Origin of the sequence: Bifidobacterium moukalabense DSM 27321 (genome assembly GCF_000522505.1) — a bacterium.
Taxonomy (GTDB): domain Bacteria; phylum Actinomycetota; class Actinomycetes; order Actinomycetales; family Bifidobacteriaceae; genus Bifidobacterium; species Bifidobacterium moukalabense.
Genome location: NZ_AZMV01000007.1, coordinates 898,034 through 913,403, shown reverse-complemented (window position 1 = coordinate 913,403; position 15,370 = coordinate 898,034). Strand labels below are relative to the sequence as shown.

The 15,370-nt window shown below is 60.4% G+C and carries 12 protein-coding genes; 1 reads left to right on the top strand and 11 read right to left on the bottom strand.

Annotated features, from left to right (window positions below; translation table 11 throughout):
- Nucleotides 1-17: 17 nt before the first annotated feature.
- The 8 genes from BMOU_RS10215 to hisS form a co-directional block, all read right to left on the bottom strand.
- Nucleotides 18-1,151, bottom strand: coding sequence for an amino acid ABC transporter permease (locus BMOU_RS10215; protein WP_034877295.1), 1,134 nt, complete (start codon nucleotides 1,149-1,151; stop codon nucleotides 18-20).
- Between the two features lie 6 nt (nucleotides 1,152-1,157).
- Nucleotides 1,158-1,835 carry an amino acid ABC transporter permease gene (locus BMOU_RS10210; RefSeq protein WP_003842399.1) on the bottom strand — a complete coding sequence of 226 codons (678 nt, stop codon included), beginning with the start codon at nucleotides 1,833-1,835 and terminating at the stop codon, nucleotides 1,158-1,160.
- A gap of 2 nt (nucleotides 1,836-1,837) precedes the next feature.
- Entirely contained in the window at nucleotides 1,838-2,680 is an 843-nt protein-coding gene (locus BMOU_RS10205; protein ID WP_051428960.1) for a glutamate ABC transporter substrate-binding protein, read from the bottom strand.
- A gap of 32 nt (nucleotides 2,681-2,712) precedes the next feature.
- A complete protein-coding gene (locus BMOU_RS10200) occupies nucleotides 2,713-3,471 on the bottom strand; it encodes an amino acid ABC transporter ATP-binding protein (protein ID WP_171001975.1) in 759 nt (252 codons plus the stop codon).
- Nucleotides 3,472-3,830: 359 nt separating this feature from the next.
- Nucleotides 3,831-4,625 carry an amino acid ABC transporter ATP-binding protein gene (locus tag BMOU_RS10195; protein ID WP_443090088.1) on the bottom strand — a complete coding sequence of 265 codons (795 nt, stop codon included), beginning with the start codon at nucleotides 4,623-4,625 and terminating at the stop codon, nucleotides 3,831-3,833.
- Complete coding sequence (locus tag BMOU_RS10190; protein WP_034877285.1) at nucleotides 4,622-6,166, bottom strand: amino acid ABC transporter substrate-binding protein/permease; 1,545 nt, start codon at nucleotides 6,164-6,166, stop codon at nucleotides 4,622-4,624. The genes BMOU_RS10195 and BMOU_RS10190 overlap by 4 nt, the downstream gene beginning before the upstream one ends.
- Before the next feature lie 156 nt (nucleotides 6,167-6,322).
- Nucleotides 6,323-8,122 carry an aspartate--tRNA ligase gene (aspS, locus tag BMOU_RS10185; protein ID WP_034877283.1) on the bottom strand — a complete coding sequence of 600 codons (1,800 nt, stop codon included), beginning with the start codon at nucleotides 8,120-8,122 and terminating at the stop codon, nucleotides 6,323-6,325.
- 61 nt (nucleotides 8,123-8,183) lie between these two features.
- Nucleotides 8,184-9,575 (bottom strand): histidine--tRNA ligase, encoded by a 1,392-nt coding sequence (gene hisS / locus BMOU_RS10180; protein WP_034877281.1) that lies wholly within the window; start codon nucleotides 9,573-9,575, stop codon nucleotides 8,184-8,186.
- Nucleotides 9,576-9,693: 118 nt separating this feature from the next.
- Here hisS and BMOU_RS10175 point away from each other — a divergent pair, with 118 nt between their 5' ends.
- Nucleotides 9,694-11,130, top strand: coding sequence for a DUF349 domain-containing protein (locus tag BMOU_RS10175; protein ID WP_034877279.1), 1,437 nt, complete (start codon nucleotides 9,694-9,696; stop codon nucleotides 11,128-11,130).
- 105 nt (nucleotides 11,131-11,235) lie between these two features.
- Here the strand turns inward: BMOU_RS10175 and BMOU_RS10170 are convergent, their stop codons facing one another.
- The 3 genes from BMOU_RS10170 to BMOU_RS10160 form a co-directional block, all read right to left on the bottom strand.
- The gene (locus BMOU_RS10170) at nucleotides 11,236-12,000 is read right to left on the bottom strand and encodes a creatininase (protein WP_034877277.1); all 765 of its coding nucleotides are present in this window, start codon (nucleotides 11,998-12,000) and stop codon (nucleotides 11,236-11,238) included.
- A 162-nt stretch (nucleotides 12,001-12,162) separates the two neighbouring features.
- Complete coding sequence (locus BMOU_RS10165) at nucleotides 12,163-13,521, bottom strand: MFS transporter (RefSeq protein WP_051428971.1); 1,359 nt, start codon at nucleotides 13,519-13,521, stop codon at nucleotides 12,163-12,165.
- Between the two features lie 153 nt (nucleotides 13,522-13,674).
- On the bottom strand, nucleotides 13,675-15,222 hold the full coding sequence (locus BMOU_RS10160) for a PucR family transcriptional regulator (protein WP_034877275.1): 1,548 nt from the start codon (nucleotides 15,220-15,222) through the stop codon (nucleotides 13,675-13,677).
- Between the last annotated feature and the right edge of the window lie 148 nt (nucleotides 15,223-15,370).

The following is a 15,370-nucleotide window of genomic DNA, read 5'->3' as shown; positions in this document are numbered from 1 at the left end:
GAATCGGCCATGGCGTGTTACTTGCTGCCCTTCGGCTTGTCTCCCTTTGGCTTGCCTTCCTTGCGTAGGTCACCGAACGGGTTCTCGCGAAGCGGCCTGCCGTTCTTGTCGAACTTGATCTGGCTTTCCGGATGCGTCTCGTCATAGCCTTGGTCGTACCGTGTCTGACGCCAATGGCGAATCGACGCGTTCGTGCCACGATGATGCACGTGGTACAGACGCTGCGCACCGCCCAGCGGCACACCCTCCTTGGCCACGGCGATCTGGTTCACGTTCGACGGATCCATGATGGCGATCGGGGCGACCGGCTCAGGCTCGGCGGGAGCGGCGGTATGCCTCTGCATGCGTTCCGGCAGCCATTCGGCCAGTCGGCTCAGCAACCAGCATGCGATGAAATACACGACGGCGGCCACCACGAGAGTCTGCAGGATGTTGAAGTACATCGAGCCGAGTCGACGGGATTCCTGCAGCAGGTCGGTGTACATGATGATCGAGCCGAGGGCGGTATCCTTCAGTACCACGACCAGCTGGGTCACGGCGGCCGGCAGCATGGCATAGATGGCCTGCGGCACTTCGATCTGCATAAGCGACTGCGTGCGGGTCAGGCCCAGCGCAAGGGATGCCTCACGCTGACCGTTCGGCAGGTTGCCGACACCGGAACGTACCAGCTCGGCCACGACGGAGCCGTTGTAGATCACCAGCGCGAGCACCACCGCCCAGTAGGCCGGGCTTGGCAGGCCCGCGAAGGCGAACCAGCGCCAGAAGAAGATCATGAGCAGCAGCACCGGCACGGCGCGGGCGAATTCCACGATGGCGCCGGAGACGGTACGGATGATCAGGCTTGGCAGGAGTCGTCCGATGCCGAAGACCAGACCGAACGCCACCGCCCCGATCACCGCGAGTATGGTGGCGCGAACCGTGGCCCACAGACCCGGCAGGTAGAAATCGGTCCATGCCTCACCGTCGAGGGCCGGCTTCCACAGTTCCCAGCTCAGCTGGTTCTCGCCGTCCGGCGGATTATGCAAACGCATGAGGATCAGCACGAGCACGATTGCGAAGACGATGCCCGCGACCCAATTGACGATACGGATGGTCTTGCGGCCCTTCGGGCCCGGCTGGTCGAACAGTACGGCGCTTTCATTGCTTGCCATGGTGCGTCACCTCCTCACCGCGAGCTTGTTGGACAGGTACGTCGTGAGCATGCCGATCGGAATGATCAGAATCACGTAGCCGAAGGCGAAGATCAGGAAGATCGGAACGATCACGTCGGAACGGTACTCGATCATCTCGCTCATCAGGGATGAGGTTTCGGTGGCCACGGAAGCGGCGGCCGCGACGGTGGAGTTCTTCAGCAATGCGATCAGCGTGTTGCCGAGAGGCGCCACAGAGCCACGGAACGCCTGCGGAAGGATGATCTGCGTGGCGGATTGCATGAAGCTCAGGCCCAGCGCACGGGATGCTTCGGCCTGCCCGAGCGGCACGGTGTTGATGCCCGAGCGCAGCGATTCGCATACGAAGGCCGCGGTGTACAGGCTCAGACCCGTAACGGCCAGCCAGAAGAAGTTTGTGGCGAAGGTGTCGGAGAAGCTGAGTTTCAGCTGTGCGTAGGCGCCCAGCACCATAAACACCATGATGATGGTCAACGGCAGGTTCTTGAACAGTTCCACGTAGGCCCCCGCCACGGCACGCAGCGAGGAGACCGGCGAGATGCGCATCATGACCAGGATTACACCGAGAATCGTGGAGAACAGAGCCGACCACAGGGTCAGCTCGATGTTGACCAGGAAGGCGGCCGGTACGTTGTACTGGCTGAATAGCGAAATGAACGCTTCCATTGCTACTTCTCCCCCTCAGTCGGCTCCGGCGGATTGTATTTGGCATTCGGCGTATAGGAGGTGCCCTTCGTGTTATCGGCGATGGCACGCTTCCAGGAGCCGTCCTGAATCATGTCGGCGATGGCGTTGTTGATCTTGGTGGCCAGTTGGGTGTCTCCCTTCTTGATGCCGACACCGTAATATTCCTGGGTGAACGGCTTGCCGACCACACGCAGCCGGCCGCGTGAGGCGGAGGCCAGACCTGCGAGAATGATGTCGTCGGTGGTCACCGCGTCGACGATGCCGGAGAACAACGCGGTCGCGCATTCGGCGTAACCGGGCTGCTCCATGAGCTGCACCTCGTTGGCGAACTTCTCCTTGACGGTCACGGCGGAGGTGGAGCCGGTCACGGAGCACAGCCGCTTGCCGTTGAGGTCTTCAGGCCCCTTGATGGAGGTTTCGTCCTTGCGAACGAGCAGATCCTGACCGGCCACGAAATACGGTCCGGCGAAGGAGACGACCTTCTTGCGTTCGTCGGTGATGGAGTAGGTGGCCACGATGAAGTCGACGTCACCGTTCTGCAGCATGGCCTCACGCTGCTTGGAAGGCGCCTCCTTCCATACGATCTGGTCTTCGGAGTAACCGAGTTTCTTGGCGATGTACTTGGCCACGTCCACGTCGAAGCCGACGTAGGTGCCGTTCTTCTTGAAGCCCAGGCCGGGCTGATCGAATTTGATGCCTATGCGGACCTTACCATCCGCATCGTCCGCTCCGCAGGCGGAGACGGCGAACACACATGCGAGCGCGCAGATGGCCGCGGCGGCCCTGCGCAGCATACGCTTCGCCCTGGTTGAAAGTGATGTCATTGAAAAATCCCTCTTCTGCGTGTCCGGGTCGCTCAGTGGGTGAGGATCTTCGACAGGAAGTCCTTGGCACGGTCGGTCTTCGGATTTTCGAAGAAATCGTCCGGCGTGCTCTGTTCGAGAATCTGGCCGTCGGCCATGAATACGACCTTGTCGGCCACCTTGCGCGCGAAGCCCATCTCGTGGGTCACGCACAGCATGGTCATGCCTTCATGGGCAAGTTCGACCATGACATCGAGCACTTCGTTGACCATTTCCGGGTCGAGCGCGGAGGTCGGCTCGTCGAACAGCATGACCTTCGGCCGCATGGCGAGCGCCCGTGCGATGGCTACGCGCTGCTGCTGACCGCCGGACAGCTGGGAGGGCATCTTGGATGCCTGGGAGGCCACACCCACTCGGCCGAGCAGGTCCATGGCGAGGTCCTCGGCGGCCTTCTTGTCCATGTGCCGCACCTTGATCGGCGCAAGCGTCACGTTTTCGAGGATTGTCTTGTTGGCGAACAGGTTGAACGACTGGAACACCATGCCGACCTCGGCACGAAGATTGGCGAGTTCCTTGCCCTCCTGAGGCAGCGGTTTGCCGTCGATGCGGATATCGCCCGAATCGATGGTCTCCAGGCGGTTGATGGTGCGGCACATCGTGGACTTGCCGGAACCGGACGGTCCGACGATGACGAGCACCTCACCCTTCCTGACAGTGAGATTGATGTCTTTCAGGACATGCAGGTCACCATAGTGCTTTTCGACATGGGTCAGCTCGACGAGCGGACGATCGTCGTTTCCGGTCCCCGGCATCAGTGGATGCCTCGTTGTGGTTTCATTCATATCAGACATAGCCGGCAAGTATAGGGAACCTTTGTTTCCCCCACCGTTTCCTTACGGGATCGCGCCCGCATTGTGAGATGACGCTGCCTCACCATAGCCGAGGCAGCTCGATGGCGAGTACCGCCACGACCACCAAAACGACCATCACCCCATAAGTCACCCGTGCCGGTACCCTACTGGTGAACGCTTCGATACAGCGCCGGCAGATCTCACCGATGTTCATACCGGCAAGGCTATTGTCCCAAGGCAACGGCCAGGGGTGAGCCAAGCGAACGCAGGATGAATTCTCGTGGGCGCTCGCCTGACTTCCGCGTGCAGATTACCTGCCGCTACAGCACTTTGGAAAGGAAGGCCTTCAATCTCTCGCTCCTGGGATGGTTGAAGATCTGATCGGGGGTGCCTTCCTCCTCGATCACACCGGCGTCGGTGAAGATGACGCGCGTGGCGACCTCACGGGCGAAGCCCATCTCATGCGTCACCAGCACCATGGTCATGCCCTCCCTGGCGAGTTCACGTATGACCTCAAGCACGTCACCGACCATTTCCGGGTCGAGTGCGGAGGTCGCCTCGTCGAACAGCATCACCATCGGATGCATGGCCAGCGAGCGTGCGATGGCCACGCGCTGCTTCTGACCGCCGGACAGCGAGCGTGGCATGGCGTCAGCCTTTTCGGCCAATCCTACGGTTTCGAGCAACTGCATGGCATGTTCGCGTGCCTGGGTCTCGGATTCCTTATGCACCAGCCTGGGCGCAAGTGTGATGTTGTCGATCACGCTCATGTTGTTGAACAGGTTGAAGTGCTGGAACACCATGCCGACCTGTTCGCGCACCTTATCGATGTTCACCTTCGGATCGTTCAGGTCGTGACCGTTGACCACGATATGGCCGCTGGTGGCGCGTTCCAACCCGTTAAGGCAGCGCAGCAACGTGGACTTGCCGGCGCCGGAGGGCCCGATGATGCAGATCACTTCGCCACGGTGCACGGTCAGGTCCACACCCTTGATGACTTCGGCGTTGCCGTAGCTCTTATGGAGATTCTTGACCTCGATCACCACATCATCGGCACCGGCTCCACCGGCCATGTCGTCATCGAGCATCATGCGCTTGACGTTGTTCTCGCTCATCGGTTCACCTTCCTATCGACGATATTGGCCAGCCATGTCAGAATGGTGATGGCCACGAAGTAGATCACGCCGACCAGGAGCAGGGTTTCGGTGACGCGGAAGTTCGCCGCGTACAATTGCTGGGCCTGGTAGAGCAGTTCGCCGAAGCCGATGGCCAGCAGCAGCGAGGAATCCTTGATCATGATGACCAGCTGGTTGATGACCGATGGCATGGCGATCTTGCTGGCCTGCGGCAGGATTACACGCGCCATGGATTGACGGCGGTTGAGACCGAGGGAACGGGCGCCCTCCATCTGCCCCGGATCGACGGCCTGGATGGCACCACGCACGATTTCCGCCAGATAGGCGCCGGAATTGAGCGACAGCGTCAACGCGCCGGCGACCCAGATGTTCACGCTGTGCCCTATCAGCTGCGGTACGCCGAAGTAGAAGAAGAACGCCCACACCAGAATCGGCGTGCCACGGAAGATGGCGACGTACACCTTGGAGATGCCGGAGACGATCCTGTTCTCCCCTACGCGCATCAGGCCGAAGGCCACGCCCAGGATCAGGGCGATGACGAACGAGATGACGGTGATGAGCAGCGTGTTCTTCAAGCCGATCATCAACGCGGGCAACGACTGCCTGGCCAGTCCCAGGAACCCGACCTTGACCTTGGCGGTTTCGGTGGCGCCGTTGTCGGTGACCATGCCGGAAATGGCCTTGACCTGTTCCTTGGCGCCATCGGCGCCGAGATACTTCGCGATGATCGTCTCGTATTCTCCCGAGGAGATCAGTTGGGAAAGACCATCGTCGATGGCCGCCAGCAGGTCGGCGTTCCTGCCTTTGTTCACGGCCATGCCATATTCGCCGTGGGGCACCTTCGGGGTGACGATCTTCAGGCCGTTGTTCTGCGAGACACCGTAGGCGAGCACCGGATAGTCGTCGAACACGGCGACGGCGTTGCCGGATTTGACCATCTCGTACATGGTCGAGGATTGGTCGACGGATGTGACGGTGTAGCCATATTCCTTGGCGTGTTCCTTGGCGTAGGTTTCACCTTCGGAACCGGTCTTCGCCACGACGGTTCTGCCCTTGAGGTCCTTGTAACTCTTGATATCGTCATTGTTGGCGGCGACGGCCATCTGAATGCCCGATTGGAAATACGGGTTGGAAAAATCGTAGGTCGCCTTGCGTTCATCGGTGATCGACATGCCCGCGATGACCACGTCCACCTGATTCGAGCTCAACGCCTGCAGCGCGGCATTGAAACCGAGGGACTGGATCTCAATCTTGAAGCCTTCCTTCTTGGCGATGGATCGGATCAGCTCCATGTCGATGCCGACCATTCTGCCCTTCTCCTGATATTCGAACGGGGCGAAGGTGGTGTCGGTACCGATCTTGTATGTCTTGCCCTTGGTCGCCGCCGGATCGCCGACCTCGGCGGCATGGGCGGCAGGGGCGGTGGCCGCGAGGCCCGTAGCCGTGACTGCGACGATCATCAGCATCGCACACAGACGGACCCATGTGTTGCGCAACAGTGTCTTTATATCGGAAATCATCCTGTGAAATTAACTCTTTCTTGGTAATCCTTAACTTTCCCAATCTTTTCCACTTTAGCGAACGCATACGAAAACAGATACCCAACCATGGCAAAAGGGCTGTTCATGCCTGAAACCATGCATGAACAGCCCTTATCCAATCGTTAGACGGAAACGTCAGTCCTCATCGTCATCCGGATCGTAGTCGACGCCGGTCTCGGCGCGCTGCTCGGCGGAGATCGGAGCCGGAGCGCCGGTCAGCGGATCGCGACCGCCACCTGCCTTCGGGAAGGCAATGACGTCGCGGATGGAGTCGGCACCGGCCAGAATGGCGGCGGTGCGGTCCCATCCGAGGGCGATGCCGGCATGCGGCGGAGCGCCGTACTTGAAGGCCTCGAGCAGGAAGCCGAACTTGTCGGAGGCCTCTTCCGGAGTGATGCCAAGTACGTCGAGCACACGGTCCTGGATGTCGTCGCGGTGGATACGCACCGAACCGCCGCCCATCTCATTGCCGTTGCAGACGATGTCGTAGGAATCGGACATGGCATGTTCCGGGTCCTTGTCGAAGGTGTCGATCCAATCCTTCGACGGCATGGTAAACGGATGGTGCATGGAGGTCCACTTGGAGTGGCCGACGGCCACGTCGTCGTCATCCGGATCGTCGGTCGGCTTGAACAGCGGGAAGTCCACGACCCAAGTGAAGGCGAAATCATCCGGCTTGAGCAGGCCTGCGCGATCGGCAAGCTCCACGCGCACGGCGCCCAGCAGTTCCTGGGCGGAAGTGCGGCGGCCCGCGGCGAAGAACACGGCATCGCCGTCTTCGGCGCCAACGGCCTTCTTGAGACCATTGCGTTCCTCTTCAGACAGGTTCTTGGCGACGGGGCCCTTAAGCTCACCGTTCTCGGCGAAGACCACATAGGCAAGGCCCTTGGCGCCACGCTGCTTGGCCCAATCCTGCCATGCGTCGAACTGACGGCGAGGCGTGGCCGCACCACCCTTGAAGAGCACGGCGCCGACATACGGAGCCTGGAACACGCGGAACGGAGTGTTCCTGAAATAGTCGGTCAGCTCGACCAGCGGGTTGCCGAAACGCAGATCCGGCTTGTCGGAGCCGTACTTGTCCATGGCTTCCTGCCAGGTGATGCGCTGAATCGGCAGCTGAATCTCGTAGCCTGCCGACTTCCAGATGGCGGCGATGACCTTCTCGGCCATGGCCATCACATCTTCCTGGTCCACGAAGGCCATCTCCATGTCGAGCTGGGTGAATTCCGGCTGCCGGTCGGCGCGGAAATCCTCATCGCGATAGCAGCGGGCCAGCTGATAGTAGCGTTCCACGCCGGAGACCATGAGCAACTGCTTCAGCAGCTGCGGAGACTGCGGCAGGGCATACCAGGAGCCCGGAACGAGACGGGCCGGCACCACGAAGTCGCGAGCGCCTTCCGGCGTGGACTTGATCATGGTCGGGGTCTCGACCTCTTCGAAGCCCATCTCCTCGAGAGCGTGGCGAGCGGCCTTCGACATCTGGGAACGCAGCTTCAGATTGCGTTGCATGGACGGACGGCGCAGATCGAGGTAGCGGTACTTCAGACGCACATCCTCGCCCGGCAGCTTGTTCTCGGACTCGTTCTCAAGGGCCGTGGAGACCTGGAAGGGCAGGGCGTCGGACTTGGCGAGCACCTCGATGGTCTCGGCCACGACCTCGATCTTGCCGGTGGCCAGGTGGTCGTTCTCGTTGCCGTCCGGGCGCAGACGCACCTCGCCGACGACCTGGATCACGAATTCGGAGCGCAGCGGACGCGCCATCTCCTCGTCGTAGATCACGACCTGCACCAGACCGGTGTTGTCGCGAAGATCGATGAAGGCCACACCGCCGTGGTCGCGACGACGATCCACCCAACCGGAGAGCGTCACCTTCCGGCCAACGAGTTCCTCGGTCACCTCGGTGGCATGATGTGTTCTATAAGCCGTCTGGCTCATGCTTCCTCTATTCTTTGTTCCTTATGTTCGATGAACGAAACAATACCGCATGCCCTGATGTTCAGGCTTCGACGGTAACGGTTTGCCGGGCATACACAGTATCCGGCTCCCAAGACCTCGCATCGGCCGCCTGCTGGTCGCCGGTGACGATGTTCTTGACCTCATCGCCGGCACCGTCTTCGGCGGCATCGGCGGGGAACCACACGTACGGGATGCCAAGCTTGTCGGCGTACTTGATCTGCTTGCCGAGCTTGGCTGCGGTCGGGGCCACATCGGCCGCGATGCCGCGGGCACGGAGTTGATTGGCGATTACGTTGCAGGCGGAACGGTCGGCTTCGTTCCACACGGCCACCAGCACGCTTGCCGGGGACACACGGTTGGCGTGGGCGCCGGCGGTATGCAGCATGTAGGACACCAGACGGGACAGGCCGATCGACAGGCCGACGCCCGGATATTTCCTGCTGCCCTGAGAGGCGAGATTGTCGTAACGCCCTCCGGAACAAATGGATCCGAGGGCTGCGGCACCGTCAAGGAAGGTCTCATATACGGAACCGGTGTAGTAGTCCAGGCCGCGGGCGATCTTCAGATCGGCGATCACGGAACCCGGGCGAATGCGCGCGGCCTCGTCGACGATCATCGCCAGGGTGTCGAGCCCCTGACGGGCCAGCGCATAGGCGTCGGAATCGGTTGTGATGGCGTGCTTCGCACACAGCGCATCGAACTTCTCGGCCAACTCGGCGCCATCGGCGGCGGTCAGCTCGGCCAGCTCAAGGCAGGCGAACGCCTGATGTTCGTTCGCGCCGCAGCCTTCAACAAGCAGCCTGGCCACTTCGTCGGCGCCGATCTTGTCAAGCTTGTCGATCTCGCGCAGCACCCCTTCGATATCAGTCAGTCCCAAGCCACGGTAGAAGCCTTCGGAGAGCTTACGGTTGTTGGCGTGCACGGTGGCCTTCGGCAGACCGAACTCACGCAGGCGTTCGAGTGCCGACACCATGACCAGAGGCAATTCGACCTCATAATGGTCAGGTAGATCGCCATTGCCGATTACGTCGATATCAGCCTGCACGAACTCGCGGAAACGACCTTCCTGCGGACGTTCGCCACGCCATACTTTCTGAATCTGCCAACGCTTGAACGGAAAGGCGAGATCGCCAGAATGCTCGACCACATACCGACTCAGCGGAACGGTCAGGTCGAAATGCAGTCCCAAACGGTCCTCAATCGGAGTGTCGGACTCATGGCCGACTTCCTGCAGGCGGCTCAGCAGGTAGATCTCCTTGCTGGTCTCACCCTTCTTCAGCAGGCTCGAGCCCTGCTCAACAGCACGGGTTTCAATGCCGATGAAGCCATTGAGCTCAAATACACTACGGAGCGTGTCGATAACACGCTGCTCCACAACACGTTCAGAGGGGAGCCACTCTGGAAATCCTGAAATAGATGCGCCTTTTGCCACGGTTCCCTATAATAAATGAGGTTGCGGAAAATGCCGCATGATTTTCCAGGCTTTCCTGGATCGATCTGTGTCATGCCGCTTCCCTGCACTACATGAAGCTTACTTAAAGGAGCTGGCCATGGCCGACGAGAATGTCACCGCGTCCGAGAACACCAACGAAACCACCGAGCAGGCGACGACGCCCGCAGCCCAGGCCAGCAAACCGGCCGTCCCGAGCCCGGCAGCAATGAAGCCGCATGCCCCATCCCCCGCCGCATTCGCCAGGAAGGCACCGGCCCGCCCGGCTCCGGCGGCTTCCGGCACCGGCTTCTCCGAAACCGATGTCAAGGCCGCCGAGGCCTTCGGCCGTGTCACCGACGACGGCACCGTATTCGTCAAGGAAGGAGATGGCGAGCGCGAAGTCGGCCAGTTCCCGGATGCCTCCAAGGAAGAGGCTCTGGCGCTGTATGCGCGCCGTTATCTCGACCTCAAGGCCAAGCTCGATCTGTTTGCGAACAGGCTCAAGTCCAGCAACGTCAAATCCCGCGAGATCGACGAATCGCTGAAGACCCTGTCCGAGGAGACCGAGCAGCCGTCCGTCGTCGGCGATCTGGCCGCGCTCAAGGCACAGTTCGAGGCGCTGAAGGAGGAGGGCGAAGCCAGAAAGACCCAGATTTCCGAGGCCCGCAAGGCGGCGGTCGCCAAGGCCGTGGCCGAGCGCACCGTCATCGTGGAGAAAGCCGAAGCCCTTGCCGCCGGTCTTGACGGCAACACCAACTGGCGTTCCACCTCCGACAAGTTCCGCTCGCTCTTCCAGCAGTGGCAGGAGCATCAGCGCAACAACGTGCGTATCGACAAGGCCGATGCCGATGCACTGTGGTCCCGCTTCTCCACGGCACGCACCACCTTCAACGTGGCACGCCGCAAGTGGGCCCAGACCCGTGATGCCGAACGCAACGAGGCCAAGGCGGCCAAGGAGGCCATCATCGCCGAGGCCGAGGCGCTGAAGGACTCCACCTCTTGGGCGGAAACCTCCCGCAAGTTCAGCGAGCTGATGGATCGCTGGAAGAAGGCCGGCCGTGCGGGTCGCCGCGAGGATGACGCCATGTGGGTCCAGTTCCGGGCCGCCGCCGACACCTTCTTCAACGCACGGCAGGCGGACCGCGATCAGATCAGTTCCTCCGAGAAGGAGAATCTGGCCAAGAAGGAGGAGCTGCTGGTCAAGGCCGAGGCCCTGGTTCCGGTCAAGGACGAGGAGGCCGCCAAGCAGGCGCGTCAGGCCCTTGCCTCCATTCAGGAGGAGTGGGATCAGATCGGCTATGTGCCACGCGAGGAGGTCCGCCGTATCGAGGGACGTCTTGACGCCGTCGACAAGCAGATCAAGGCCGTTGAGGATGCCGCCTGGAAGCAGTCCGATCCGGAGGCCGACGCCCGCAAGTCCTCCTTCGAGGAACAGCTCAACGCCCAGCTGGCCGAGCTTGACGCGAAGATCGCCGCCGAATCCGATCCGAAGAGGAAGGCCAAGCTCGAGGCCGAAAAGGCCACCAAGGAGCAGTGGCTCAACGCCATCAGGTAACCTTGTCCGTCTGCGTGGGCATGTCAGTGCACACGGACATAACCGAAGGGGGTGATGCGTAGCTTTACCGGCTACGCACCACCCCCTTCGCCATATGATGTCACCTCATGCCATGTCGCTGAATTCAGTGGAGCAGATGTCGGTCACGGCGTCAAGACAGGCGTCGACAATCAGCTTGCCACGCTCGGCGCTGGAACCGGCAGGAGTAGCCAGTCCGCCATAATCCGGTACATCCCCCTTACGTACCGGGTAGCGTACATAGGCTTTCGGAGTGACGTTGCCTTCGTCAACCACACGGTCCATATGTACCAGTTCCGGCTCGTAGTACAGCATCAATGAGGTTTCGGTCACAGCGGCGTGCTCAAGCGCCCAACCCGGGAACACAAGCCCGTCGAACACCTGCCTCACCACATCCTCCGGCAGCGGGTCCCACCAGTTGGTTTCAACGATGGTGGCCACTCCTCCGGTTTCACGGGTGATCAGATCGATCGCCTCGACGATGAACGCCTCGTTCTCGAAATGCGCGTTCATCACGACGATTTTGGTGAAGCCATCGGCGATGAGCTCACCCAGCACGTCATGCATCTGGTTGATGATGGTCACACCGTTCATGTCGATGGTGCCGGCGAATAGCGGACCACCGCCGGATAGCGGCTTCGATTTATAGCCGTAGCTGATGGTCGGCGCCACGATACCGTCGATGCGCTCGGCCAGGTCCTCGGACACATGAACGGCAATCATGGCATCCACTCCCAGCGGCAGATGTTGACTGTGCTGTTCGGTGGAACCAATCGGCACGATGACCGGCTTGGACTTCGACGCTTCGATTTCAGGCCAGGTCATGTGATCCATGCGACGGTTGCTGCTCATTACTGCTCCTTTTGTATCGGTTTCCCCTTCCATCACGGCCTTGCCATGACAGCTCCTTCGTCACAAGGAGGCAGGGAGGGAATGTTTGAAGTTGTTGACCAAGGCCGTCCCGTCTGTTTTGCGGACGGGACGGCAAGCGTTTGTCAGGGCTGATGCGCAGGTCTAGATGCGGTTCAGGTCCTTATCGGTGTTCTCATGGGAAAGAATCATCGCCACGAGCGCCACGGCAGCCACGGCCACCATGTACCACGCCGGCGCGATGCTCGAACCGGTGGAGTAGATCAGCCAGGTGGCGATGAACGGTGCAGTGCCACCGAAGATGGCATTGGCGAGGTTGAAGCTGAACGCGAATCCAGTGAAGCGCACGGAGGTCGGGAAGGTTTCGGTCAGGTAGCTCGACAGGGTGCCGTCGTTTGCGGTCAGGGTGGCGCACATGGCCAGCTCGACGACCAGAACCGGCCAGAACTGCGCGGTGTTCAGCACCATGAAGGCCGGAACGGTAAGTACGATAAAGGCCATGCAGGCTCCGATGAGCACCTTCTTACGGCCGAAGATGTCGGAGATATGCCCCATGCCGAACACTAACGCGACATATAGCACCAGGCAGATGGTGGTGATGGTGGAGGACTGTGCCGCGGCCATGCCGACGGTGTCGCTCAGGTAGGTCGGCAAGTAGGTCAGCACGGTATAGAAACCGACGGCATTGAGCACACATGCGCCGAAGCTGATGACCAAGGCCTTGAAATGATGCTGGAAGAGTTCACGTAGCGGAGAAACGGAGGTTCCCTTGGCCGTGGTCTTCCGCTTATCGTCAAGAGCGGCGGTCATGGAAGCGTAGACCGGGGAATCGGCAAGTTTCGTACGGATGTAATGTACGATCAGGCCGAGTGGACCGGCCATCAGGAACGGTACTCGCCAACCCCAGGAGGTCAGGGCGTCGGAGCTCATGGAGGCGGTCATGATGGTGGCGAGCGTGGATCCGGCCAGCAGACCGATGGCGGTCGAAGCCGGAATCAGGGAGCAGTAGATACCGCGCTTGCTGGTCGGTGCGTACTCGCCAAGGAAGGTGGCCGCGCCGGCGTACTCGCCGGATGCCGAGAAGCCCTGCACCATACGCAGCAGCAGCAACAGGGCCGGAGCTAGGATGCCGACCATCGCGTAGGACGGCAGGCACCCAATCAGGAAGGATGCTCCTGACATGAACATGATGGAAATCGCGAGCGCGCCCTTGCGGCCCTTTTTATCGCCGAAGTTGCCCCAAAACAGTGCACCTATCGGACGAAGCACGAACGAAAGGGCGAATACGCCGAACGTCTGCAGCATGGCCACGGTATGGTTGCCTGACGGAAAGAACACAAGGGCGATGGTGGTTGCGAAATAGGAATAGGAGGCATAGTCGAACCATTCGATGAAATTGCCGAGGAAGGATGAGACGGCCACCTTCCTGACCATGTCCTGCTCCTCGGACTGCGGAGACACGGAAGACGTCTTGGCGGTTGCGATTGTTGCACTGGCACTCATGATGACACCGACCTTTCTTCTATTGATCTGTCCGTCCGCCATCTCGTTCCTCTTGCGGACGTCGTGCCTCCGACTATCGTTCGTTGTATTTGCACTCAGGTGAACTGCCGGTTAAACCGAAACCGTGCGATTTTGACGATTTGCCCAGCACCCCTACACCAGTGCCACCGTGGCGGACGGCATACGATTTCGCTGGGATTGCACCAGTTTCGCACCGAGCAGCAGCATGGACCAGCTCATTTTGTCCGATGATGAGATTCCGACGATCTGCGTCACTTTGTCAAGTCGGTTATACAGCGTCTGCCGTTGGATGCCGAGTTGCTCACATGCCCCGGTCTTATTGTCAAGGTTGTCGAAACAAGCGCAGAGAGTGTCGATCAGCGTGGAATTGTGGAGTAGTTCGTATCCCACCGTCTGTGTGACGACCATACGGACGGCATCGTCGGTACGCTCCACGTCCTGCATGCGTTCAAGCAGTGTGGCGTCAGTGCAGGCAAGGGTCCCGTATGGGTTTTCATCGTTACCATCGCTGTCCCCACGGAGATTCAGCATGGTACGCAATGCACCGAACGCATCCACTAGGGAAATGGTATCGAGCGCCGCATGGCTGTGTACCGTGTATATGCGATCGTCGGCGGATGCCTGATCCAAAGCCTTCAGACAATGTCCCGAAAATCGGACCACGTCTCCCCCACTGTCTTTCGCCGCGAAAAATCCGATCAGCAGATCGCCTTCCAGCAGACACACCGATTCGTATCCCTCATGCGATTCAAAAGCCTCGATCATAGCGCAGATCGCCGGCATCGCGCCTGCGACCGATTTGAGCCGCATGCCGAACGGCATGTAGACGCTGGCCGCGGCGAATCCCAGTGCCTCCAACATGGCATGCCCCTCACGCGCCTCCATGGAGGTGACATGTACGCCGTCTGCCGGCCCCGCCACCAAGTGGGCGACCATGCCGACGCGGGCCCCGCCGTCAAGATAAAGCGCCAGAACAGGAGAAACGATCTGTCCGATTCTTCTGCGCATCGGCTCGTCAAACGTCGTGTTACGCTGGGAGATTTCCAATGCGCCGAGTGGACGTATCTGGTCGGACAACGCCAGTACGGCGTTCCCGCCCGCATCATCCCCGACATGCTGTCCGACACGTGCGACCTCCAAACCGTCCATGTCGAAGATGGCGACGCTCTCATCGAACAGTCGTGCGATCACATCGGCGATGGACCGCACATCGCTCGTCTGGGCAAGCTCAGCGCGCAATGAGGTGGACATAACGTCCACCTGCATCTGCATACGCATCTGTCCGCGCACGATCATGGTGTTGACGTTCTGACAGATATCCACAAACGGAATGCGACGATGCAGGCCGATGACGGTCAGCCCCTCGTCCCGTGCGGCCGACATCAGTCCGGCAGGCAGATCGGTCACCTCCTCGACCAACTCCACCACCAAAGCCGCGACGCCCGCCTTCACCAGGCTTTTTACATAAGCACCAAGCCTTGGCTCACGCCCATCGGCAACCAGTGATCTGCCTTCGACCACCAGCAGCTCGCCGCCGGCAAGAAAGGAGGCGACATCCTCACGCTCATTGGTGAACACCCACCGCACCGACTCATCCAAATCGCCGACCGCCACTTCCACGCACGGCGAAGCGGTTGAGAACAGGGCATCACCAAGCACATCCCTCACCGTAACGACCATACAAACCGTCCATTCCTAGGTAATACACACGTCACATCAGGTAACGTCCCTGCAAAGCGATACGCCGACAATAACCGCCAACGATTACGTCAACGGTTCCCTCCGTAACCGGATGGACACATGACAAAACGTCTGTATGGGCCCGTAA

Excerpts from the sequence above, each read along its gene's own strand:
- BMOU_RS10170 (WP_034877277.1), bottom strand. The coding sequence starts at position 12,000 with ATGAGCAGCAACCGTCGCATGGATCACATGACCTGGCCTGAAATCGAA.
- BMOU_RS10215 (WP_034877295.1), bottom strand. The coding sequence starts at position 1,151 with ATGGCAAGCAATGAAAGCGCCGTACTGTTCGACCAGCCGGGCCCGAAG.
- BMOU_RS10195 (WP_443090088.1), bottom strand. The coding sequence starts at position 4,625 with ATGAGCGAGAACAACGTCAAGCGCATGATGCTCGATGACGACATGGCC.
- BMOU_RS10160 (WP_034877275.1), bottom strand. The coding sequence starts at position 15,222 with ATGGTCGTTACGGTGAGGGATGTGCTTGGTGATGCCCTGTTCTCAACC.
- BMOU_RS10175 (WP_034877279.1), top strand. The coding sequence starts at position 9,694 with ATGGCCGACGAGAATGTCACCGCGTCCGAGAACACCAACGAAACCACC.
- BMOU_RS10205 (WP_051428960.1), bottom strand. The coding sequence starts at position 2,680 with ATGACATCACTTTCAACCAGGGCGAAGCGTATGCTGCGCAGGGCCGCC.
- BMOU_RS10210 (WP_003842399.1), bottom strand. The coding sequence starts at position 1,835 with ATGGAAGCGTTCATTTCGCTATTCAGCCAGTACAACGTACCGGCCGCC.
- aspS (WP_034877283.1), bottom strand. The coding sequence starts at position 8,122 with ATGAGCCAGACGGCTTATAGAACACATCATGCCACCGAGGTGACCGAG.
- BMOU_RS10190 (WP_034877285.1), bottom strand. The coding sequence starts at position 6,166 with ATGATTTCCGATATAAAGACACTGTTGCGCAACACATGGGTCCGTCTG.
- BMOU_RS10165 (WP_051428971.1), bottom strand. The coding sequence starts at position 13,521 with ATGAGTGCCAGTGCAACAATCGCAACCGCCAAGACGTCTTCCGTGTCT.
- BMOU_RS10200 (WP_171001975.1), bottom strand. The coding sequence starts at position 3,471 with ATGCCGGGGACCGGAAACGACGATCGTCCGCTCGTCGAGCTGACCCAT.